The sequence below is a fragment of the Mycolicibacterium psychrotolerans genome (assembly GCF_010729305.1).
GTDB classification, from domain to species: Bacteria; Actinomycetota; Actinomycetes; order Mycobacteriales; family Mycobacteriaceae; genus Mycobacterium; species Mycobacterium psychrotolerans.
In genome coordinates this window covers 894,173-915,388 of the sequence record NZ_AP022574.1, presented here as the reverse complement: position 1 = coordinate 915,388, position 21,216 = coordinate 894,173, and the positions used below count along the sequence as shown (strand labels likewise).

The following is a 21,216-nucleotide window of genomic DNA, read 5'->3' as shown; positions in this document are numbered from 1 at the left end:
CGTCCGCCCTACAGAGCGGGGAGCGGTGCCCACCGCTCTATGTCGTAGCCGTCGTCGCTGGCGGGGGTGATGACGGCGGCACCGCGGCCCGCGAAGTGGGCGGGGAAGATGGTGGCCCCGGTGCGTGCGGCGGCGCCGAGCACGGCGCGCCGGCTGATGCGGGCCTGCTGCGGGTCGAGATCGAAGGCGCACCGGTCGTGGGGACGGCCGAGTTGTACAGGCGTGTGGACGAGGTCGCCGACGAAGACCGCGCCCGCTCCCGTGTCCAGCCACACGACCGACGACCCTGGAGTGTGTCCGGGGGCGGGCTCCAGACGCAGGTACGGGTCCACGCTGTGGCCGTGCTGCCAGGTGTGAAGCTGCCCCGCGACGGCCACCGGCGCGATGCTGTCCTCGAACACGAGACGGATCCCGGCGAAACGCGCCCGCTCGTCCTCGGTCTGCGGTGGCCGCGTCCGCCCGGCGTTGTCGGGATGGAAGTAGTCGTAATCCAATTGCGGCACCAAGTAGGTGGCGTTCGGGAAGGTGGGCACCCACGACGCGCCATCCCGTCGGGTGTTCCAGCCGACGTGGTCGTAGTGGATGTGGGTGTTGATGACCACGTCGACATCGGCGGGCTGGATGCCGAGGTCAGAAAGCCGTTGCAAGAAATCGGTATTCAGATGATCGAAGGTCGGAACCTGGGGCCGTTCCCTGTCGTTGCCGACCCCGGTGTCGATCAGGATGGTGCGCCCCCCGGAGCGAAGGATCCAGGTCTGGATGGCGGCCCGGTAGGCCCGTGAGGAGCGCGTCCAGTGCTGCGGATCCACGTCGGACCAGGCGGCGGGTGGGGTGTCGGGGAACATCTCGTCGACCGTTTTGATCGGTCCCACCCATTCCAGGACTCGCTCGACGTCGACGTCTCCAATGCGTACCGGGCTCACGAGGGTCCTCCAGGTTGGGATGTCATCGATGTACAACCCAACACGCCTTTGAAGACGAATCTTCCGGTCGTCGGGCGCGAAGGACCATACAGCGGTCGTTGTTGTCTCGAGTTCGGCACGCAACAGCGCGGACGGCGCGCCCCGCTCACGAAGGTCGGGTCGGGCTAAACGCAGCCGCCGAGTCCTGAAGATCATGCCCGACCCCGTCTTCGGATTCATGGCGGGGTCGGTCAGCCACTGGCGCCCACCCGCCGGCGACGACGGTGGGCAGTTGGAAGACGGCGGTGATAGTGGTGCCGGCGCGGCACCCACGCCGCAGACCAGTAGAGGCGAGATGGCGTCCGGTGAGCATCTCGCGCTCCGGTCACCACACCCTGTCCTAAACTCGCGCTGTGGACGTCAACGGAACTAGCGCAATTGTCACCGGCGGAGCATCGGGTATCGGCGCCGCCACCGCCCGACTACTGGCATCCAAGGGTGCACGCGTCGTCATCGCCGATCTGCAAGCAGAACGCGGACAGGAACTGGCCCACGAGATAGGTGGCGTGTACGTCAGTGTCGACGTGACAGACACCTCGCAGATCGAGGATGCGGTGAACACCGCCATCGATCTCGGACCTCTCCGCGTTCTGGTCAACTCTGCCGGAATCGGTTGGGCACAAAGGACTATCGGCAAGGACGGTGAGTTCGCCTCCGCGCACAACCTCGACGCCTACAAGAAAGTGCTCGCCATCAACCTGGTCGGCACCTTCGACTGCATCCGGCTCGCGGCTACTGCGATGAGCCGACTCGACCTCACCGACTCCGGGGAGCGTGGCGCGATCGTCAACATGACCAGTGTGGCCGCCTTCGACGGCCAGATCGGGCAAGCCGCCTACTCGTCGTCGAAGGGCGGCGTCGTCGGACTGACCCTGCCGGTGGCCCGTGACCTCGCGGCCGTCGGGATTCGGGTGAACACCGTCGCACCCGGTCTGATCGACACGCCGATCTACGGAGAAGGTCCGGAATCCGAGGCCTTCAAGGCGAAGCTCGGCGAGTCCGTTCTCTACCCGCGCCGGCTCGGCAAGCCGGAGGAGCTCGTGTCGATGGTGGTGGAGCTGATCACGAACTCCTACATGAATGCCGAAGTGGTCCGGGTCGACGGCGGCATTCGGATGCCTCCCAAGTAGTCAACGCCGAGAGCACACAACGCGGCTCGGTGGTGGTCACGGTCCTTCCGCCCCCCACATGCCGTGACGGTTGCCACGGTGGCCAATGGCTGCCACGCGATGAACGAGTAGGTCGCCGCGCGCTCAGTGAGGTCCGCGGCAGACCGGACCACAGCAGCCGTGCGCCGGCCATCCGGCCGAGCGCTGAGAGCACATTGCCGCCTGTTCCCCATGGACGGTAGGCCGTAGGGAACCAGGAGCCCTCTCGTCGGCGAGGGTGTCGCTACAGAAGATGCCGCCGATAACGCAGCCCTACGTCTTGAGAATCGCGACAGGTGGAGCTGATAGGTCACAGTGATCGTCTTTGACTGCGGCACAACTAGTCTGAGTTAATGCCGGCGGCGTTCGAGCGATCTACCGCGCGCACCGCGATCCCGTTGGCGATGACGTTGTCGGCGCCGTCAACGGTCACCTCGTAGACCTCGCGCTGACCGATGGCGGTGATCTCGACCACCTTGTCCCACAGGAGGTCGTTCTTGGTCAGGTCATGCAGGCTGCGGTCGTCGAGGATCGCGGCGGCGCGGTGAAGGCGACTGCGGCTGGGGGCGTGCTTCCACATCGTCGATCCGCAGAAGGGCGTCCGCATGGCTTCGGCGAACGCGCGGTGTGTCATCTTGTGATCTGTGAGCTTCTGGCGAACCGTGTACCACACTTCGCGCGGGACGGTGTCGACGTTCTCGTTCGCGACGATGCCTTCGAGGTTGTGCTGAACTTCGCGCGCGTCGAAGTACTTCGCACCGTGTGCGTCCACCAGTCGCAGGAAGCGCCGCTGGCTGGATACACCGGACACGTGCAGACGCCAGATGTCCCGATACCGACCCTGTGGAACCCGGTAAGCGCGCGACACAATGCCCAGTCGAAGCAACAAATGCCGCACGTCATCGGTGAGTTGCCGACTCGTGGACGCGTAGTAGATGCGCCCCTGCCCAGCTTTCGCGTCCCACTTGATGCAGCCATCCGTCGACCAGAGGTGCTTCAAGAACAACGCCACCTGGTCGTTGGGTCACGCGAAAACCGCTGCTGGTACGAATTTCTCGTAACTGCGTTTGCCGAACAATCCGAGGCCATCCAGCCACGCGCCGATGCGATTGCGTTTACCGTGCGTCAGCCGGAACGGTGCGGGGAGTCTCAACGTCGTGACACGCGCAGCCTCGTACACGTCACGCACGGCCGTCACCCCAAAATGTGCTGCGGCCGCTGTAACCGCCCGAAGGTTCTGCTCATCGATGCTGGCATACCGGACCGGCTGACGTCTTACGCAGGATCCGTCGCCGATCATATGAGCGAGCAGAATCAATTCGGCATCGACCATGCGTTGTGCCGCAACGGGTTCGGGCACTCGCCTCGGTACCGCAATGCGGCGATCCACGGCAAGTTCGTCAAGACGCTTCCACCCAGTCAACGTCAGGAAAGACATACCTCCCAATGCGTCAACGGTTCGGCCCGACGCCAGGCGTACCGTGAACGCTTCCTGCGGTTCCACGGCGCGAACTGCGGTAACTCGTGCGGCTCGCAATCGGCGCCCACCGTCCAGCGCCCATATCTGCGCATGTCTGCCAACGAGGGCTAGGTCGGCGACCGGCACCTGCGCACCGGAATCGGCGGTCAGAATTAACGACGCGCTCATCAAACCAGGGATTTCGGGTTCCTCTTTACTGCTTGGCCATGTTCGCGAATCGCGACAGATGCAGCTGATGCGCCACGGTGACAGTGCGTGTTGGGCCAGCGCGGTGCTTCGCAATGATGAGGTCAGCTTCACCGCCGCGGGGGTCATCACTTTCGAACGCATCCGGCCGGTGAAGCAAGATGACCAAATCGCTATCTTGCTCGATCGATCCCGATTCACGCAGGTCAGAAAGCATTGGCTTCTTGTCGGTGCGCTGCTCCGGGCCACGGTTCAGCTGACTCATCGCCACCACCGGAACCTCGAGCTCCTTCGCCAAAAGCTTGATCTGCCGGGAGAATTCGGACACTTCTTGCTGACGCGACTCCACCTTCTTGCCCGACGTCATCAGCTGCAGGTAGTCGATGACAACGAGACGCAGATCCGCCTTCTGCTTCAGCCGCCTCGCCTTGGCCCGGATCTCCATCATCGTCAGGTTCGGCGAATCGTCGATGTAGAGCGGCGCCTCACTGATCTCACTCATCCGCCGAGCCAGCCGCGTCCAGTCGTCATCGCTCATCCGGCCCGACCGCATATCGGCGAGCTTGATCCTCGCCTCGGCCGACAGCAGACGCATGACGATCTCGGTCTTACTCATCTCCAGCGAGAACACGATGCTCGGCAGATGATGCTTGATCGAGCACGACCGCATGAAATCGAGCCCGAGCGTCGAGTTGTGCGTCGGGATCATCGACCGGCTGGCCAGATACATGTGGCTGGCGTTGTCGACCTCGACGCACCGGACCGGAACGCTCGGGACGGGCCGAACATCGACAATCGCCCGAGACTCGGAGGTCTCCCCGCGACGCTCCTTGTGCAGCAGATCCTTCCGGTGCACACCGAAGACGCTGTCCGCTGCCGAGAAGGCAATCCCACTATCCGCCTCTCGGCACCGATAGCCCAGCGAGACAACAAGTTCCGCGACGCCAGCCAACAGCCGCTCGCCGGCAACAGACAGCCGAATCGCTCCGTCGTCCGCGACCGTTCCCCGAGCGTCGAGCAGGCCAGCAAGAAGCGCGCGCCGCTGCGCTTCGGAGGCACGCAGATACTCCGCCGGGATGCGCCCGTTGTCGAGCGCCTCGGGTGTGCTCGACCCCTCCCCCTCGATCCGCATCAGGATCTCCGGGTCGTCCGTCGTCGGATCTCCCAGCCACGCGCCGAACGTATACGGCGGTACCGGAAGGTCCGCGTCCTCTGCCAGGATCGCGCAGGTGTTAGTGACCGAGTGGCCGGTCGACAACGTCTCGGCGATCTCCCGGGTGGTGCGGATCGCGCCGGAGGTCAGCCACTGGTGCTCGGCGTCCGCGACGATCACTGTGCCGTCGGAGAATTCGACCTCGAAGCACGGCCGGCGCTCCATCACGGCCGTCGCCGCCACCACCCGCGTCGGCAATCCGTCCGGCCCGATCAGCTCGTCACCGACGGCGACCTCGGCCATCGTCGTCCACCCCTTCGGCGTGGGCAGCGGCGTGTCCAGCGACAGCGCCTTCCCCATACCGGGGCGTGCCGCCACGACGATCATCTGACCCGGGTGCAGACCGTTGGTCAGCTCGTCGAGTTCGGTGAACCCCGTCGGCACACCCTTGGAGATCCCGCCCTGCGACGCGATCGCGTCGATCTCGTCCATCGTCGGCTGCAGCAGCTCTTCGAGCGGCACGAAGTCCTCGGTCGCCCGTCGCTCGGTGACGTCGTAGATCTCGGCCTGCGCCCTGTCCACGATCTCGTTCACGTCCGCGCCCTCAGCGCCGGCGTAGCCGTACTGCACCACCCGGGTGCCCGCCTCCACCAGACGACGCAGCAGCGCCTTCTCCGAGACGATCTCGGCGTAGAACCCGGCGTTGGCGGCCGTCGGCACCGTCGAGATCAGCGTGTGCAGATAGGGCGCTCCCCCGACCCGGCGCAACAATCCCTTGCGGTCGAGCTCCGCGGCCACGGTGACCGCGTCAGCGGGCTCACCGCGCCCGTACAGATCCAGCACGGCGTCGTAGACGAGTTGGTTGGCCGGCTTGTAGAAGTCCCCGGGGCGCAACCGCTCGAGCACGTCGGCGATGGCGTCCTTACTGAGCAGCATGCCGCCCAGCACCGCCTGCTCCGCCGCGAGATCCTGGGGTGGCTGCCGGCCGAAGTCCTCGTTGGGAGGAGGCTCCATGGACGTGCGGTCCCCGGACCGGCCCAAGTCATCGACGACAGCCACGCGGTGCCTCACCCCTCCTCAATCGACCTCGAACGCACGTTCGACGCGCATCCTGCTGCGACTGTAAGTCCGAGCTCCGACAAGACCCCCGCCGGCACCCGCAACTGCGTCCGCGACGGCCAACGCTAGACGTTGCTGGGCGGGACGCAACCACCGCTTGTTGACAGACTTGTGGATGGCGTGTGGATAGGTCTGGTGGGCCATGTTGAGGCCTTGGGGAGAACCTGTGGATCAACACCGTCATCCGCCTTGTTTCCGCAGATGGACGCACCATAGACCCGGCAAGAATCTGTGGATGGGAAATTCGTCGGCGTGTCGTCGCCGGTTTCCTTCCCGGGCGTGTTGTGTTTCGCTTCGGGGCCATGCAGGTTAACACCAGGTTATGTTCGCTGGGAACGATTCGCCCCCGAAGAGTTCGCCGAACGTACAGCAACGGCCGGGCGAAGACCTCTCGGTCTCCACCCGGCCGTGAATGCCGAAGGTGGCTAGCCGGCGACGACGTTCAGCGACACCGTGGCGGCCACGTCATGGTGCAGGCGCACCGTGACGGGATGGGTGCCGACGGTCTTGATGTGCGCCTTGGGCAGCTGCACCGTCCTCTTGTCGAGGTTCGGTCCGCCCGCCTTCTTGATCGCGGCAACGACGTCGGACGCGGTCACCGAACCGAACAGCTTGCCGGAATCACCGGCGGTCTTGACCGCCAGCTCGACGCCGTCGAGACCCTCGAGGGCCGTCTTCAGCTCGTTGGCGTGCTCGAGGCTCTTGACGCCCTTGAGCTCCTGGGCGCGCCGGATGTCCTCGGCCTGGCGCTGCGCGCCACGGGTGGCCACGATGGCCAGACCGCGCGGCAGCAGATAGTTGCGGCCGTAGCCGTCCTTCACCTCGACCGCGTCGCCGGCCGTTCCGAGGTGCTCGACCTCGGCAGTCAGAATCAGTTTCATCTCAATCGTCCTTATCGCGTCGACGAGCTGAACGGCAGCAACGCGACCTCACGGGCGTTCTTCACCGCGATCGCGATATCTCGCTGGTGCTGAACGCAGTTGCCGGTCACCCGGCGGGCACGGATCTTGCCGCGCTCGCTGATGTAGGTGCGCAGCAGCGCGGTGTCCTTGTAGTCGATGTTCTGCCCCTTCTTCGAGCAGAACACGCACTTGCGTGTCTTGACCGGCTTTTCCGGAGCCGGACGCCTCTTCGTGGAGGAGGACTTGGCCATGTGTCTAACTCTTTCTTGAAATGTCTCGGATGTTTCCGAATGTTGTTGTCTCAGAAGGGCGGTTCGTCGTCGGCGCCGCCGAAGGACCCCGACGCGGGCGCGCTGCCCCACGGATCGTCCTTGGGCTGCTCGGAGCCGCGGGACGAATTACCGCCGCCACCGCCGCCGCCGAACCCGCCACCGCCGCCGCCACTGCGGCTGGCCTTGTTCACCTTCGCGGTCGCGTAGCGCAGCGACGGCCCGATCTCGTCGACCTCGACCTCGAACACGGTGCGCTTCTCACCCTCTCGGGTTTCGAAGGAGCGCTGCTTGAGCCGGCCCGTCACGATCACGCGCGACCCACGGGTCAGGCTCTCGGCCACGTTCTCGGCGGCCTCACGCCAGATGTTGCACCGCAGGAACAGCGCCTCGCCGTCCTTCCACTCCCCGCTCTGCCGGTCGTAGATGCGCGGGGTGGACGCAACGGTGAAGTTGGCCACCGCGGCACCGGACGGCGTGAAACGCAGTTCCGGATCGGCGGTCAGGTTTCCGACGACGGTGATGGTGGTGTCACCAGCCACGAGTTCCTCCTAGGTGAGCGGACGTTGGGCGCGAGCCTACGCAGCGGCTCCGACGATCGGCACTCTTTAGTGCTTGTCGGTCCGCATCACCTTGGTCCGCAGCACGGACTCGTTGAGGTTGAGCTGACGGTCGAGTTCGGACACCGTCGCGGGCTCGGCCTTGACATCGACGATCGCGTAGATGCCCTCGGCATGCTTGGCGATCTCGTAGGCCAGCCGGCGCCGGCCCCAGATGTCGACCTTGTCGACACTGCCGCCGTCCTTGCGGATGACGTTCAGGAACGTCTCCAACGACGGGGCAACGGTGCGCTCGTCGAGTGTGGGGTCGAGAATGACCATGATTTCGTATGGACGCATAGGAACCCATCACCTCCTCTGGTCTGATCGGCCACGGCGTGTCCGTGACAGGAGGGTCGCCTGCGTCGGCAACCGGTTCAGGCTACAGGGGGCGGCGCTGATCTGCGAAATCGCGCTCAGGGGTGGCCGGGAACGGGCCAGTTCCACACGGACATGTCGCCCTTGGGGTAGTTCATGCAGACGTCGGTGGCGTGCGCGACCACACCCTTGTTGTTGAAGAACAGTTTGGCCCAGTTGCCCCACCGCGTCGCGGTCTGCTCGTAGAACACATTGGTGGCGGTGTCCTCGGAGTACTGGCGCCGCGCGACCGGGTCGAGCGAGAAGAACCAGTGGATACGGTCGAACGCCATCTGCTGCACGTCCGCAGGGCGATTGCTCCGGTCGATCATGTAGCGCTCGAAGTACACCGGGCTGGTGTCCCGCGCCGCGGCCATGTACTGCTCGACGTCGCAGGTCGTCTGGATCATCCGGCGCGGGATCGGGTAGTCGTCGGTGGAATCGGCGCCGGCCGGAGCCGCCGCACCCAGGAACGCCGTCGCCGCGGCAGCTGCCGCCAGCGCCATCTGCGTCGTGCGCCTGATCATTCCGCTCATCGTCACTCCCACCTCATGGCCCGCACGAAGCGGCCAGTCGTCCGTCAACTATATAGCGCATCTAGGCAGACAGACATCTCCATCTCAGCCGCCGTTGGTGACCGGGTTCGACGACAGCGTGATGAAGCTGCCGTGCTTCCACACGCCCCAGCGGCCGCCCCACATCGACGTCCACACCACCGGCTCGCCGTTCCACATCTCCGCCGGCTTGCGGGACGCCCAGTTCGGCACGGGCTCGCCCGGCGGGTTCGGGGGGAACTCGGCGGGTCCGGGCGGGGGCGGCGGCGGAGCCGGCTGCGCGAATGCGGGTGCGGCGCCGAAGCCGAGGGCGCCCGCGACGAGACCGCCGAGGACCACCGCGGCGGGCAGGGCCCGGTCGATAAAGCTCATGAGAGGACTCCAGCCTGAGATGCATCAGTTGTTTAGCAAATATAACCACCGGCGGCGAGCGGCAAACGGTCAACGCCGTCCCGGTTTCGGCGGGACCGCCCCAGGGTAGTGCGCTCTCGTGTCCGAGCCGCTTCCCATCGACCGGCTCGTCCAGCACAACGGTATCCGCCGGGCAGCGCGCGCGGGCTTCATCGCGAGCGGCTCGCTGCACTTTCTGATCGCTTACGTCATCGTGAGGATCGCCTCCGGGCTTGGTGGCAATGCCGACCCCTCAGGGGCGATGGCGACCGTCGCCAGCACCACCGACGGCGCGGTGATCCTGTGGGCGATCGCCGTCGCGCTGGTCCCGCTGGCCGCGTGGCGATTGGCGGAGGCGATCTTCGGGCTGCATCCCACCGAGCGTGGCAGCGACCCGGACGACGCCAGCCCCGGCAACCGCCTGAAGGCACTGGGCCTGGTGGCGATCTACTGCAGTGTCGGCTACACCAGCGTGCGCTTCGCCGTCGGCAGCCGCCAGCCCAGCAGCGAGCAGAACTCAGGGCTGAGCTTCGTTCTGATGCAATCTCTTCCAGGCCGTGCCGCGCTGATCGCCGTCGGGGTGGTGATCGCCGTCATCGGCGGCTATTACGCGTACAAGGGCGCGTCCCGCCGGTTCGTCGACGATCTGACGACCTCGGGCGGCCCGGTCGTGATCATGCTGGGTGTGTACGGGTACGTGGCCGAGGGGCTGGTGTACGCGTTGACCGGAATTCTTGTGATCGTGGCCGCCGTCCGCACCGATCCCACGCAGGCCGCCGGGCTTGACTCGGCGGTCAAGACACTCGGCGCGACCTCCGCCGGCGATGTCCTGCTGGGGTTCGCCGCCCTGGGCTTCTTCGCCTACGGGCTGTACAGCTTCGCGCTGGCACGCTGGGCGCGGATGTGATCGCGCGGGCGCAGCCAATCCGGTAACCCGGCGGGATATGCGTCAGGCGCCCGATCGAACACCCCGCCCGCCGGGTCGTCGATCCCGCCCCTGCGCACCAGATCGAGCTCCGGCCGGTAGATCTGCCGAATCACCAACGCGCACAACACCACCACTGCGATGTCGCGCAGCAGCACGGTGGCTGTGAACCACTGTTCCGGCAGACCCTTGTTCTGTTCGCCGAACAGATACAGCATCCGCGGCACCCACACCAGCATGTCGATCGTCATCCACGCCAGCAGCACCCGTCGGTGCGGCAGCGCCAGCACCGCCAGCGGCACCAGCCACAGCGAGAACTGCGGACTCCACACCTTGTTGGTGAGCAGGAACGCCGCCACCACCAGGAACGCCAGCTGCGCCACCCGCGGCCGACGCGATGCGGTCAAGGCGATGTAGCCGATCGCGATGCAGCACGCCGCGAACAACGCGGCGGTGATCGCGTTGAGCACCACCGGCGGCTCCCAGAACCCGAGCTCCGGATCGAAGCCCCGCCACCCGGTGAACGATTTCACCACGTTGTAGATCGAATCCATGTCGTCACCGCGGCGGGTGTTGAGCCGGAAGAACTCCGACCATCCGCGCGGAAACAGCACCATGATCGGCAGGTTGACCACCAGCCACGTGACCGCGGCCGCCAGCGCGGTCTTGCCGACCTCACGGAGGCGGCCGGCGCGAATGGCCAATAGCGTCAACGGGATCAGCAGCAGAAGCGGGTACAGCTTGGCCGCCACCCCGAGCCCGATCAGCACCCCGGCCAGCACCGGCCGGCGGCGGGCCCACGCCAGCATGGCGCCCGCGGCCAACCCCGTCGCCAGCGCGTCGAAATTCGTGAAGATCTGGAAGACGACGATCGGGGACGCCGCGACCAGCGCGGCGTCCCATATCCGACGCGCACCGGCCAGCAGCGCGGTCGCCCAGACCGTCGTCAGCCACGCCAGCGCCAGACCGAACGCGGAGATGTTGAAGAACATCACCACCTCGGCGATGATCGGCACGGACGTCAGCTTCGTCAGCGTCGTGTACGTCTTCGCCACGGACATCGACAGGTACTGGTAGATCCCCGTCAGCACCGGATACTCCATGTACCGCACCGCGGGGGCACCGTCGTACTGCAGTCGCGGCTTGCCCTTGTCGTCGGTCTCCAGCCAGCTCGACTTGTACGGGAACTTCCCGAGATTCAGCAGTTCCGCGGTGTAGAGCGGCACGGTGTCGGAGTAGCAGAGCTCGTAGTAGGCGCGGTTGTTCGCCCAGTTACCGACCCGCTGATCGGCGGTGCCCGTACCCGTCGTCTGCAGGCAGGCCGCTTTGGTCGAGTAGCCGAGCGCCAGGAACACCAGCGCGATGACCAGCATGACCCGCAGCGGGGTCAGGAACCGGGTGCGGCCGATCAGCGCGTGCCGACCGACGGAGCCGCCGATGGTGCCCGCCAGCGCAGCACCGAGAGTGTCGGTGCGGCTGGGGAAATCGCGTTCGTCGAGGCTCCGCAGATCGTCTGCGAGAGGGCCCGGCGACGTCACGGAGGCGGCGGGGGTGCGCCGGGCGCCACCGGTACCGGGGCGCCGGGAGGCGGCGGCGCCCCCGGCACGACCTCGGGACCGGGAGGGGCCCCGACGGGGGCCGGCGCCGGCGTGGCCGGCACGGTGGTCGGCGGGCCCCACGGAATCGTGATGCCGGGCGCGATCTCCAGCGTCGGCTGGATCACCGTGTCCGACGGGGGCGGCGCGACCGTCGTCGACGGCGGAGGCGGCGGCGCCTGCGGCACACCGGCGTAGCCACCGATCTCTTCGGGCTTGGGGAACGACTCGTTGTCGGTGCCGTCGAGGGCGCCGTCCATCGTGGCCTTCCAGATGTCGCTCGGGATGCCCGAGCCGTATACCGGTGAACCCCACTTGTTCTCGAGCGGCTTGGTGCCGTCGACGGTGCCCACCCACACCGCGGTGGACAGCGACGGCGTGTAGCCGACCATCCATGCGTCCCGGTTAGCGTCGGTGTCGCCGAGCTGGTTGGTTCCGGTCTTGGCCCCCGACGGCCGGCCGCCGGCCAGCGCATGGCCTTTGGAGTATCCGGCGATCGGCTGCATGGCCGCGATCACGTTGTCGGCCACGGCCTTGTCGAGGCGCTGCTCGCCGGTGTTGTCCTCCTGGCTGGCATCGAAGAGGACCGTGCCCTCGGCGTTGACGACCTTCTGCACGAAGTGCGGCTTGTGATAGACGCCCGACGCGGCGATCGTCGCGTACGCCGACGCCATGTCGATGACCCGGGACTGGTACTGGCCGAGCACGACGCCGTTGTTGGGCGGGCCGCCCTTACCGTCCTCGGACAGCGTGTGCTCGACACCGGGGAAGCTCTCGGCGATGCCGGCCTGGTGCGCGGCGTCGGCGACGTCCTGCGGGCCGTTCTTGAGCTTCAGCATCAACCGGTAGTAGCTGGTGTTCAGTGAACGCTTCAGCGCCTCGGCGATGTTGCAGGTGCCGCAGCTGCTGCCCTCGACGTTGGTGATCTTGATGCCGTCGACGGTCACCGGTGAGCTGTCGACCTGGTAACCCAGCCCCATGCCCTGCTGCAGCGCAGCGACGAGCGCGAACACCTTGAACGACGATCCGGTGGGCAGCCCGGCCTGGGCGAAGTCGAACCCGTTGGCGTCCGAGCCGCCGTAGTAGGCCTTGACGCCGCCGGTCTTCGGGTCGATCGACACCACCGCGGTGCGCATGTCGGGGTCCTGCCCGTCCATGTTCTCCGAGACCGCGTCGACCGCGGCGGACTGCGCCTTCGGATCGATCGTCGTGGTGATCTGCAACCCTTCGGTGTTGAGCTGCTGCTCGCTGATGTTGAAGATGTCCATCAGCTCGTTGGTCACCTGGCGTTCGATCAGCCCGTTCGGCCCGGTGGTCTGGTTCTGGGTGCTCGCCGCGTCCGGCGGGATCGTGGGCGGGAACACCTGCGCCGCGCGGTCCTGCTTGGACAGAGCCCCGATCTCGACCATCCCGTCGAGCACCCAATTCCACCGCTCGCTCGCGGCTTCCGGGTCGACGGCCGGGTCGAGAGCGGAGGGCCGCTGGATCAGCGCCGCGAGCAGTGCGCCCTCGGCGACCGTGAGCTGCTCGACGGGCTTGTCGAAGTACGCCTTCGACGCGGCGGCCACGCCGTAGGCGCCCCGGCCGAAGTAGATGATGTTCAGATAGGACTGCAGCACCTGGTCTTTGGACCATTCGCTGGACATCTTGGTGGAGATGACCAGCTCCTTGGCTTTTCGGATCAACCCGCCCACCCCGGAGCGCGCATCGCCGACCAACGCGTTCTTGACGTACTGCTGGGTGATGGTCGACCCGCCCTGCAGATCGCCGCCGAAGATGTTGTTCTTGAACGCGCGCAGGAAGCCGGTGAACGAGAAGCCCGGATTGGAGTAGAAGTCCCGGTCCTCGGCGGCCATCACCGCATCGCGGACGTGCACCGGGATCTGGTCGATGTTGACGTCGACCCGGTTGCCTTCCGGCGGAACGATCTTCGCGATCTCCGAACCGTCGCTGGCCAGGATCGTCGACACCTGCGCGGTGCGGATGTCGCCGGGCTTGGGCACGTCGACGATCAGATACGCCATCCCGAACGTCAGCAGCGGCAGCACGATCAGCACCACGGCCATCGCGATCAGACTGCGGCGCACCCATTTGCCGTTGATCTGCTCACGCAGGGTGGGCTTGCGTCCGGGAGGACCGCCACCGCCCGGGGGTCCTCCGCCGCCGGGCGGGCGACCCGGGGGCGGCGGTTGCTTCGGCGGGCCGCCGTCGAGCGCCCGCTTGACGGCGTCGATCGGGTCCTGGAGATGCCGGGGACGCTCGTCGCGCACCGGAGGCAGCACGGTGGTCAACCGGTCGTCGGGAGCCGGCCGGGGCGGACGCGGCGCAACCGGGCCGGGCGGCCGGTGCCGGGGCGCTTCGGCGCGGTGCTGGGGAGCGTCGGCTCGGTGCTGGGGTCGTGCGTTCACGCCGTCCGCCGCCCTGCGCCCATCGCGGGCACTGTCGGCTGATCGGTCGTGACGCCCGTCGCTATTCACTGGCCGTCCGCGCGTTGCTGCGCGCGGTCTGGGTGCGACGCGAGCCCTTCGGGGGCGGCACCGCGCCGAGCACGTAGGACTTGACCAGATGGTTCCAGCTGCAGGTCCGACATACCTCCACCACGTGTACCGAGAACTCGTCGTAACGGGTTGCCAGCAGAACCAGCTCCTCTGCTGTGCGGGCGGATCCGGACACCGCGCCGAGATGATCACCGAACACCCACGACACCAGGGTCAGCTGTTCCTTGCGGCAGATCGGGCACATCACCGAACTGGGCTTGCCGTGGAACTTCGCCGCGCGCAGCAGGTAGGGATTGGCGTCGCAGACCTCCGTGACGCCGGTGCGCCCCGAGTAGACCTCCGCCAGCAGGGACCGCCGCCGCAGGGCGTAGTCCACCACCTGTCGCTGCAATCGCACGCAGACCAGAGTACGTCGGCGCCCGGGCCGCGGACGCGTGACATGGCTCCCGGGCCGGCGCCGACCATGCCGTGATCGGCGCTGGCCTGCAGGATCGCCGACTGAACTCCTACGATCATGTCTCGTGGCCTCCGGCAGCTCGACTCGCGGGACAACGTGGACGCGGGCAAAGGACAGCGATCGCACCGACACGTGCCAGATTCTCGACACCGCGCTCGCCGAGGGTCAGCTGTCGATGACAGAGCACGGCGAGCGGGTGAAGGCCGCCACCACCGCCGCGACGCTGGGCCAACTGCAAGACCTGGTCTCCGACCTGCAGACCGCCAATGCACCCACCCAGCTGCGCAAACCGCCCCGGCAGCTGCCCAAGCTGCCCGGCGGCTGGGGCATCCGGATCGCGATGGCGTCGGTACTGGTGCTCCTCGGCGTGGCGATCGGGTGGGGCCTCTACGGGAACACGCCCTCACCGCTGAACTTCACCTCCGACCCCGGGGCCAAAGCCGACGGGATTCCCGCCACGGTGCTCACCCCGCCCCGGCAGCTGCACTCGCTCGGCGGGCTCACCGGGCTGTTCACCCAGATGAAGGAGAAGTTCGGCGACACCAAGGGCTACAGCCTGACGATCTATCCCGACTACGCCTCGCTGGAGCGCCAGGACCCCACCGAGCCTCGCCGGGTGCTGCGCTATTCCTACCGCGGCGGCTGGGACGACCCCAGCGAGACGAGCGTGAGCGCCGACGCCCGGTTGGTGGACCTTGCCGCATTCGACGTCCCGCAGCTGGTGGGCATCCTGCGGGGCGCTCCCGAGACGCTCGGGATCGACCCGGCGGAGGTGAAGACCACGTACATCAACATCGACGCCAACAGCGACATGACCGCACCGCCGGAGAGCATCGGGATCAGCATCTACGTGTCGCCGAAGTTCGGGAACAGCGGATACATCGAGCTGGGCGGCGATATGACGGTCAAGCGGATCAGCTACCCCAGCTCCTGACCGACGCCCACCGGCCCTCCCCAGGGGCACCCTTGTGGCGCTCAATATATCGGCGCGATACAGTTGTGCGACGTGTCGGATCGTCCTAGCGGCGAATCATGAGAAGGGGGTGCCCGGATGCTCGAGCTCGCCATCCTCGGGTTGCTCCTGGAGGCGCCGATGCACGGCTACGAGTTGCGCAAGCGGCTCACCGGTCTGCTCGGCGCGTTCCGCGCCTTCTCCTACGGTTCGCTCTACCCGGCGCTGCGGCGGATGCAGGCCGACGGCCTGATCGTCGAGGACGCCGCGCCGGAAGGCACGGTCAAGGTGCGCCGCGCGCGCCGGGTGTACCAGCTCACCGACGCGGGCAAGCAGCGGTTCACCGAGCTGGTCGCCGACACCGGACCCCAGAACTTCTCCGACGACGGCTTCGGAGTGCATCTCGCCTTCTTCAACCGCACCCCCGCCGAGGCGCGGATGCGGATTCTGGAAGGTCGCCGCCGTCAGGTGGAAGAGCGTCGGGAAGGTCTGCGTGAAGCCATCGCGCGGGCGAGCAACTCGTTCGACCGGTACACCAGACAGCTGCACCAGCTGGGACTGGAGTCCAGTGAGCGCGAAGTCAACTGGCTCAACGAGTTGATCGCGGCGGAGAAGTCGGCGCAGGGACGTGCCGAACAGATTTGAGCTCGAGTACCACCCATACAGCAGTGACGTAGGACAAGAGGAGAAGTCGTCATGACCGCAAGCAATGACGTTCGGGTTGCGATCGTCGGCGTGGGCAACTGCGCGTCCTCGCTCGTGCAGGGCGTGCAGTATTACAAGGACGCCGACGAGAACGCCAGCGTTCCCGGCCTGATGCACGTCAAGCTCGGGCAGTACCACGTGCGCGACGTGAAGTTCGTCGCCGCGTTCGATGTGGACGCCAAGAAGGTCGGCTTCGACCTGTCCGAGGCGATCTTCGCCTCCGAGAACAACACCATCAAGATCGCCGACGTGCCGCCGACCGACATCGTCGTGCAGCGCGGCCCGACGCTCGACGGCATCGGCAAGTACTACGCCGACACCATCGAGGTGTCCGACGCCGAGCCCGTCGACGTGGTCAAGGTGCTCAAGGACGCCAGGGTCGACGTGCTGGTGTCCTACCTGCCGGTGGGCTCCGAGGAGGCCGACAAGTTCTACGCCCAGTGCGCGATCGACGCCGGGGTGGCGTTCGTCAACGCGCTGCCGGTGTTCATCGCCTCGGATCCGGTGTGGGCCAAGAAGTTCGAAGACGCCGGCGTGCCGATCGTCGGCGACGACATCAAGAGCCAGGTCGGCGCCACCATCACCCATCGCGTGATGGCCAAGCTGTTCGAGGACCGCGGCGTCACGCTGGACCGCACCTACCAGCTCAACGTCGGCGGCAACATGGACTTCCTCAACATGCTCGAGCGCTCGCGGCTCGAGTCCAAGAAGGTGTCCAAGACCCAGGCCGTCACGTCCAACCTGTCCGGCTCGCTCGCCGGCAAGATCGAGGACAAGAACGTCCACATCGGCCCGTCCGACCACGTCGCGTGGCTCGACGACCGCAAGTGGGCCTACGTCCGCCTCGAGGGCCGTGCCTTCGGCGACGTGCCGCTGAACCTGGAGTACAAGCTCGAGGTGTGGGACTCCCCCAACTCGGCCGGCGTCATCATCGACGCGGTGCGCGCGGCGAAGATCGCCAAGGACCGCGGCATCGGCGGGCCGATCGAGGCCGCGTCGGCGTACCTGATGAAGAGCCCGCCCAAGCAGCTGGCCGACGACATCGCCCGCGACCAGCTCGAGAAGTTCATCGAGGGCTAACGCCTTTTCGCCGAAACTGCGTTCCGTGCGGCCGTCACCCGACATTCGCAGCGTGGGACGCAGTTTCGGCGTTCGGGGCTAGAAGCCGTACCCCAGTTCCGCTGGGACGTCGACGGCGAACGCCGCGTCCACGGCGGCCACTACCTCGGAGTCGTTGCAGCGCAACCGGTGTGCGGCGGCGAACGACGAGGCGCGGTGCGCCCCGAGATACAGACTGCTTAGCACCGAGACATCGGTGTGGACATCAGCGTCGGCGGTGGTGGGCGCACCGCGCGCGGCCGTCGCGCACCTGCAAGGCGAATCGGCCGCCCCGACCGAGGAATTCATCGGAAATCTCCAGCACCACCGACAGGTCCGCAGCATAGGTGCGGGCCTGCAACACCTTCGGGATGTCGAGCATCCGCAGCCACAGCCCGTCGTCGACATCAGTGGTGCGGACCAGCCGGGGATCGGTGAGCAGGTAGCGCAGCACGGTTCCGGGATGGGTGTGGATGCCGACGGTGTCCTTGAGATCCAGGCCCAGCAGCACGCGCCACAGCGCGATCTCCGCCTCCGCGGTCGCAGCCGCCAGCTTCGTCACCTCGACGGTCGTCTTCTCGTCCCTGCCGTGCAGACGGTAGAACGCGAAACCGTCCGGATGCAGCAGGCAGTAGTGGGGTGTGCCGCCGTTTCTCGACCCTTCGCGGTCGGCCAGGACCTCGTCCCACAGCCGGGCCGGGGTGTGCAGACCGCCGGGCGTCTGTCGCCGCCAGCGCTCGTCGATGTCCTCGAGTTGCGCGCGATGTTCAGCGGGACGCACGACGCGGACACCGCCGGGATCGGGCACCGCGGGATGGAAGCGCGCACCCCGGCGGTGCACCTCGAGTCGTTCCCACACCGTCGCAGGCCCGTAACCGAAGCGGCCGTAGATCTCCGCTTCACTGGCCTCCAGCCCGGCGATCGGGTAGGCGCCCATGCGCCGGTGCAGTTCGTCGAACATGCCGCTCAGCGCCCCCCGCCGCCGATGGGTCGGTGCGACGGCGACCATGGACACGCCCGCCATCGGCAGCGCCGCGCCCCCGGGCACGGTCAGCTCGAAATCGAGGAACAGCGCGGTACCGACCACCTCGTCCCCGTCGCATGCGACCACGGCGCTGTCCGCCGGCATCATCGACCGCCACGCCGCGACCGTCTCCTCGGACCGCCAGACCCCGAACCCCGTCGCGGTGATCAACGCCATCGCCGGCCAGTCGGCCTCCTCGGCGCTGCGGAACGTCAGGTTCTGCGGATCGGTGTGCACGGCCTCGACGGTGGCACACCCGGCACGCCGCACGCATCCCGATATCTGCCGGTGCGTACTGTTTGCCACCATGGACGACAGCGACGACGAGCTGGCCAGCCTGTCGGAATTCATCTTCCTCAAAGAGAACGCCGCCCAGGCGGGGGTGCCGGGACCGCTGCCGACCGCGGCCCGTGTCGACCACGGACCGATCAGCGCGCTGCGGTACGGCGAGGACGCCCCCCGCGTGGTGTTCCTGCACGGCGGCGGGCAGAACGCCCACACCTGGGACACCGTGATTCTGGGGCTCGGCCTGCCCGCGCTGGCCATCGATCTTCCCGGCCATGGCCGTTCGGCGTGGCGCGAGGACGGTGACTACGGGCCGAAGAACAACGCGATCGCGATCGAACCGGTGGTGCGGGCGCTGGCCGGCGACGCCGATCTGGTCGTCGGCATGTCGCTCGGCGGTCTGACGGCGCTGCGGCTCGCGGTGACCGCCCCGGATCTGGTGCGCAAACTCGTTATGGTCGACGTGACACCGTCGGCGCCCGAACGGCACACCGAGATGACCGACGCGCAGAAGGGCACCGTCGCCCTCGTGCAGGGGGAACGCACCTTCGATTCGTTCGACGCGATGCTCGAGGTGACCGTGGCCGCGGCGCCGCACCGCGACCGGGAGTCGTTGCGGCGCGGCGTGTTCCACAACGCCAAGCGGCTCGACGACGGCACCTGGACCTGGCGCTACGACTCCATCCGCACCGCCGACGGTTTCGAGGGGTTGTGGGACGACGTACCGCGGCTCACCACGCCGACGACGCTGATCCGCGGTGCCAGGTCGTTCTTCGTCAACGACGACGACGCCGCCGAATTCGCGCGTAGCGCACCGGGTTTCCAGCGCGCACACATCGTCGAGGACTCCGGTCACTCGGTGCAGAGCGACCAGCCGCGGGTGCTCGTCGAGTTGCTACGCGGCGTCCTCGCCGACTGAACTCCCGGCCCTGCGGCGCCGCCGGACCAGCACCAGCAGGCCGACGAACGCCAAGGCCGAATTCTGCGGCGTCACCACCTGATAGCCGAGGTCTTTCAGGATGCCCAGTTCCACCGCGCTCAGTACCCGCACACCCGGGCCCTTCCCGGCCTTGGCGTTCATCACCTGATCGTCGGCCCCGGTGAACGTGGTGTCATCGAGGTGGCTCATGGAACTGCCGCTCTCCCAAGGGTTCGGCGTGTACAGCGGCACCAGACCGCCGTAGGCCGCGACCGCGTTCGCTCCGCCGAAGAACAGGCCGCCGCTTGCGCCGGTGAGCCGGGCATTGTCGGCGGTGTTCCAGGTGTAGAACGCGCTGATCGGCTTGTGGCCGTCGGCCGCCACGACGAAGCGGTCGAACGATGTCCAGGAGCGGCCGGTATTGCTTCCGGCCTTGTCGATCTCGGACAGGAAGCCGAACGAGTGCAGTAGTTCGTGCAGCGCCGTCGACGTGAAGTCGTACTCGTCGGCACCGATGGTGTCGTCCAATCCCCAGGCATAGCTGAAGTTCCAGTTGATCTGGCCGTCGGCGGCCGACCCGTTGGAGTCGACTCCCGAGAGCAGCTTGTTCTGCACGACGGTGCGCCAGAAGCCGGCATATCCGGATGTGAGCGCACTGCCTGCCGAGGCGAGGTTGCCTGGGTTCGTCTCGACACCCACGTTGTAGGTGAGCGTGACCGGCTGGGTCACCATGATGTACCCGGTGAGCTCCCTGGCCACGTCCTGCAGTGCCTGCTGCCGCTGCGCGGTCCAGGTGGTGCCGCCGTCGGTGTAGCGGAACTGGAAGGTGATGGCGCCCTGGTTGATCAGCGACGTGGCGCTGGTTCCCCACGGCCGGAAGGGGCTGCCGTCGAGCACGGCGACCCGGAAGGTGTCGACGCCGTCGAACTGCCCGTTCGGCGTGTAGGTATAGGTCCCGTCGTCGGCGAGCTGCACCGAGCCCTCCCGTGGCGCTCGCCGGATTCGGTAGGTGAGCGGATCGCCCTCGGGGTCGCTCGCACCGACCGTGCCGGTGATGGGGCCGTCGACCTGACCGGTGAGCTGGACCGGCGTCACGGTCGGCGCCGAGTTGAACAGGGTGCGGCGGGTCGAGGTGACGGCCGTCGTGACGGTCGCCGTCGGGGTGGCCGTCGGGGTGGCGGTCGATGAGACGGTGGCACTGGCTTGGACGTCGCGGTCTGCGGACGCGGGTTCGGCGTCGACCGTGCGGTCCGCCCGTCGCGCCTGACGCGTCTCGGTGCGGGTCGCGCGTCGCTCGGCTCGTCGCTGCGCCGCGGTGGGGCGGGACGTTTCGGCCCGGTCCGTGGTCGACGGACCGGCCGACACCGAGGTCTCGCCGGCGCCGTCCGCCGCGGCGACGCCGGTCTGCGGCCCGAGCAAGGAGAACCCCAGCAACGCCGCCCCAACACCGGCCGATGCGGCACCGAGCACCAGCCAGTTCCCGCGTGGGCGGGTGGCAAGCTGCGGATTCGCGTCTGCAACCGTCACTATTTACCCTCTCGTCAACAGTGGTGGTCAGGCTATACCGTGAGCGGCGGAGAGCACCAGCAAATTCGGTGTTTCTGAGCACCCGCTGTTAACCCGCTGGCCGCCTGCTGCT

At 67.2% G+C, this 21,216-nt stretch carries 20 protein-coding genes and 1 pseudogene; 6 read left to right on the top strand and 15 right to left on the bottom strand.

Annotated features, from left to right (window positions below; genetic code table 11):
* Positions 1-8: 8 nt before the first annotated feature.
* Positions 9-923 carry an MBL fold metallo-hydrolase gene (locus G6N45_RS04510; protein ID WP_197746867.1) on the bottom strand — a complete coding sequence of 305 codons (915 nt, stop codon included), beginning with the start codon at positions 921-923 and terminating at the stop codon, positions 9-11.
* 392 nt (positions 924-1,315) lie between these two features.
* On the opposite strand from G6N45_RS04510, the gene G6N45_RS04505 reads away from it, so the two are divergent.
* Positions 1,316-2,092 carry an SDR family NAD(P)-dependent oxidoreductase gene (locus G6N45_RS04505; RefSeq protein WP_163720587.1) on the top strand — a complete coding sequence of 259 codons (777 nt, stop codon included), beginning with the start codon at positions 1,316-1,318 and terminating at the stop codon, positions 2,090-2,092.
* Between the two features lie 358 nt (positions 2,093-2,450).
* Here G6N45_RS04505 and G6N45_RS27630 read toward each other — a convergent pair whose 3' ends face one another.
* The 9 genes from G6N45_RS27630 to G6N45_RS04465 form a co-directional block, all read right to left on the bottom strand.
* Complete coding sequence (locus tag G6N45_RS27630; protein ID WP_170312415.1) at positions 2,451-3,122, bottom strand: LAGLIDADG family homing endonuclease; 672 nt, start codon at positions 3,120-3,122, stop codon at positions 2,451-2,453.
* 12 nt (positions 3,123-3,134) lie between these two features.
* Positions 3,135-3,758: a hypothetical protein gene (locus G6N45_RS27625; protein WP_170312414.1), complete on the bottom strand. Its 624-nt coding sequence runs from the start codon at positions 3,756-3,758 to the stop codon at positions 3,135-3,137.
* 25 nt (positions 3,759-3,783) lie between these two features.
* Entirely contained in the window at positions 3,784-5,988 is a 2,205-nt protein-coding gene (gene dnaB / locus G6N45_RS04495; protein WP_407664281.1) for a replicative DNA helicase, read from the bottom strand.
* A gap of 485 nt (positions 5,989-6,473) precedes the next feature.
* Positions 6,474-6,929: a 50S ribosomal protein L9 gene (gene rplI / locus G6N45_RS04490; protein WP_057149861.1), complete on the bottom strand. Its 456-nt coding sequence runs from the start codon at positions 6,927-6,929 to the stop codon at positions 6,474-6,476.
* Positions 6,930-6,940: 11 nt separating this feature from the next.
* A complete protein-coding gene (gene rpsR / locus G6N45_RS04485) occupies positions 6,941-7,201 on the bottom strand; it encodes a 30S ribosomal protein S18 (RefSeq protein ID WP_057149862.1) in 261 nt (86 codons plus the stop codon).
* 50 nt (positions 7,202-7,251) lie between these two features.
* Positions 7,252-7,761, bottom strand: coding sequence for a single-stranded DNA-binding protein (locus tag G6N45_RS04480; protein WP_163720586.1), 510 nt, complete (start codon positions 7,759-7,761; stop codon positions 7,252-7,254).
* Between the two features lie 66 nt (positions 7,762-7,827).
* Positions 7,828-8,118 carry a 30S ribosomal protein S6 gene (gene rpsF / locus G6N45_RS04475; protein WP_003931678.1) on the bottom strand — a complete coding sequence of 97 codons (291 nt, stop codon included), beginning with the start codon at positions 8,116-8,118 and terminating at the stop codon, positions 7,828-7,830.
* Between the two features lie 116 nt (positions 8,119-8,234).
* Entirely contained in the window at positions 8,235-8,711 is a 477-nt protein-coding gene (locus G6N45_RS04470; protein WP_163720585.1) for a DUF5078 domain-containing protein, read from the bottom strand.
* 84 nt (positions 8,712-8,795) lie between these two features.
* A complete protein-coding gene (locus G6N45_RS04465; RefSeq protein WP_163720584.1) occupies positions 8,796-9,101 on the bottom strand; it encodes a hypothetical protein in 306 nt (101 codons plus the stop codon).
* A gap of 118 nt (positions 9,102-9,219) precedes the next feature.
* Between G6N45_RS04465 and G6N45_RS04460 the strand changes: the two genes are divergently transcribed.
* A complete protein-coding gene (locus G6N45_RS04460) occupies positions 9,220-10,026 on the top strand; it encodes a DUF1206 domain-containing protein (protein WP_163720583.1) in 807 nt (268 codons plus the stop codon).
* Here the strand turns inward: G6N45_RS04460 and G6N45_RS04455 are convergent.
* The 3 genes from G6N45_RS04455 to G6N45_RS04445 are packed head-to-tail and all read right to left on the bottom strand — an operon-like array spanning position 9,981 to position 14,534.
* Positions 9,981-11,582: a glycosyltransferase family 87 protein gene (locus tag G6N45_RS04455; protein WP_163720582.1), complete on the bottom strand. Its 1,602-nt coding sequence runs from the start codon at positions 11,580-11,582 to the stop codon at positions 9,981-9,983. The genes G6N45_RS04460 and G6N45_RS04455 overlap by 46 nt on opposite strands.
* Positions 11,579-14,116, bottom strand: coding sequence for a transglycosylase domain-containing protein (locus G6N45_RS04450; protein WP_407664279.1), 2,538 nt, complete (start codon positions 14,114-14,116; stop codon positions 11,579-11,581). Before G6N45_RS04450 ends, G6N45_RS04455 begins: the two co-directional genes overlap by 4 nt.
* Positions 14,109-14,534, bottom strand: a complete 426-nt coding sequence (locus G6N45_RS04445) for a DUF5318 domain-containing protein (protein ID WP_048420392.1) — start codon at positions 14,532-14,534, stop codon at positions 14,109-14,111. Before G6N45_RS04445 ends, G6N45_RS04450 begins: the two co-directional genes overlap by 8 nt.
* Positions 14,535-14,658: 124 nt before the next feature.
* On the opposite strand from G6N45_RS04445, the gene G6N45_RS04440 reads away from it, so the two are divergent.
* From G6N45_RS04440 to G6N45_RS04430, 3 genes are all read left to right on the top strand, one after another.
* On the top strand, positions 14,659-15,528 hold the full coding sequence (locus G6N45_RS04440) for a DUF1707 SHOCT-like domain-containing protein (RefSeq protein WP_163720580.1): 870 nt from the start codon (positions 14,659-14,661) through the stop codon (positions 15,526-15,528).
* A gap of 117 nt (positions 15,529-15,645) precedes the next feature.
* Positions 15,646-16,191, top strand: a complete 546-nt coding sequence (locus tag G6N45_RS04435; protein ID WP_057149869.1) for a PadR family transcriptional regulator — start codon at positions 15,646-15,648, stop codon at positions 16,189-16,191.
* A gap of 51 nt (positions 16,192-16,242) precedes the next feature.
* Positions 16,243-17,331 carry an inositol-3-phosphate synthase gene (locus tag G6N45_RS04430; protein WP_163720579.1) on the top strand — a complete coding sequence of 363 codons (1,089 nt, stop codon included), beginning with the start codon at positions 16,243-16,245 and terminating at the stop codon, positions 17,329-17,331.
* Between the two features lie 78 nt (positions 17,332-17,409).
* Here G6N45_RS04430 and G6N45_RS04425 read toward each other — a convergent pair.
* Positions 17,410-18,550: pseudogene (locus G6N45_RS04425) on the bottom strand (enhanced intracellular survival protein Eis).
* A gap of 130 nt (positions 18,551-18,680) precedes the next feature.
* On the opposite strand from G6N45_RS04425, the gene G6N45_RS04420 reads away from it, so the two are divergent.
* Positions 18,681-19,577, top strand: a complete 897-nt coding sequence (locus G6N45_RS04420; RefSeq protein ID WP_163720578.1) for an Rv0045c family esterase — start codon at positions 18,681-18,683, stop codon at positions 19,575-19,577.
* On the opposite strand, the gene G6N45_RS04415 is transcribed toward G6N45_RS04420, so the two are convergent.
* Positions 19,554-21,104: an Ig-like domain-containing protein gene (locus G6N45_RS04415; RefSeq protein ID WP_163720577.1), complete on the bottom strand. Its 1,551-nt coding sequence runs from the start codon at positions 21,102-21,104 to the stop codon at positions 19,554-19,556. The genes G6N45_RS04420 and G6N45_RS04415 overlap by 24 nt on opposite strands.
* Positions 21,105-21,216: the final 112 nt, after the last annotated feature.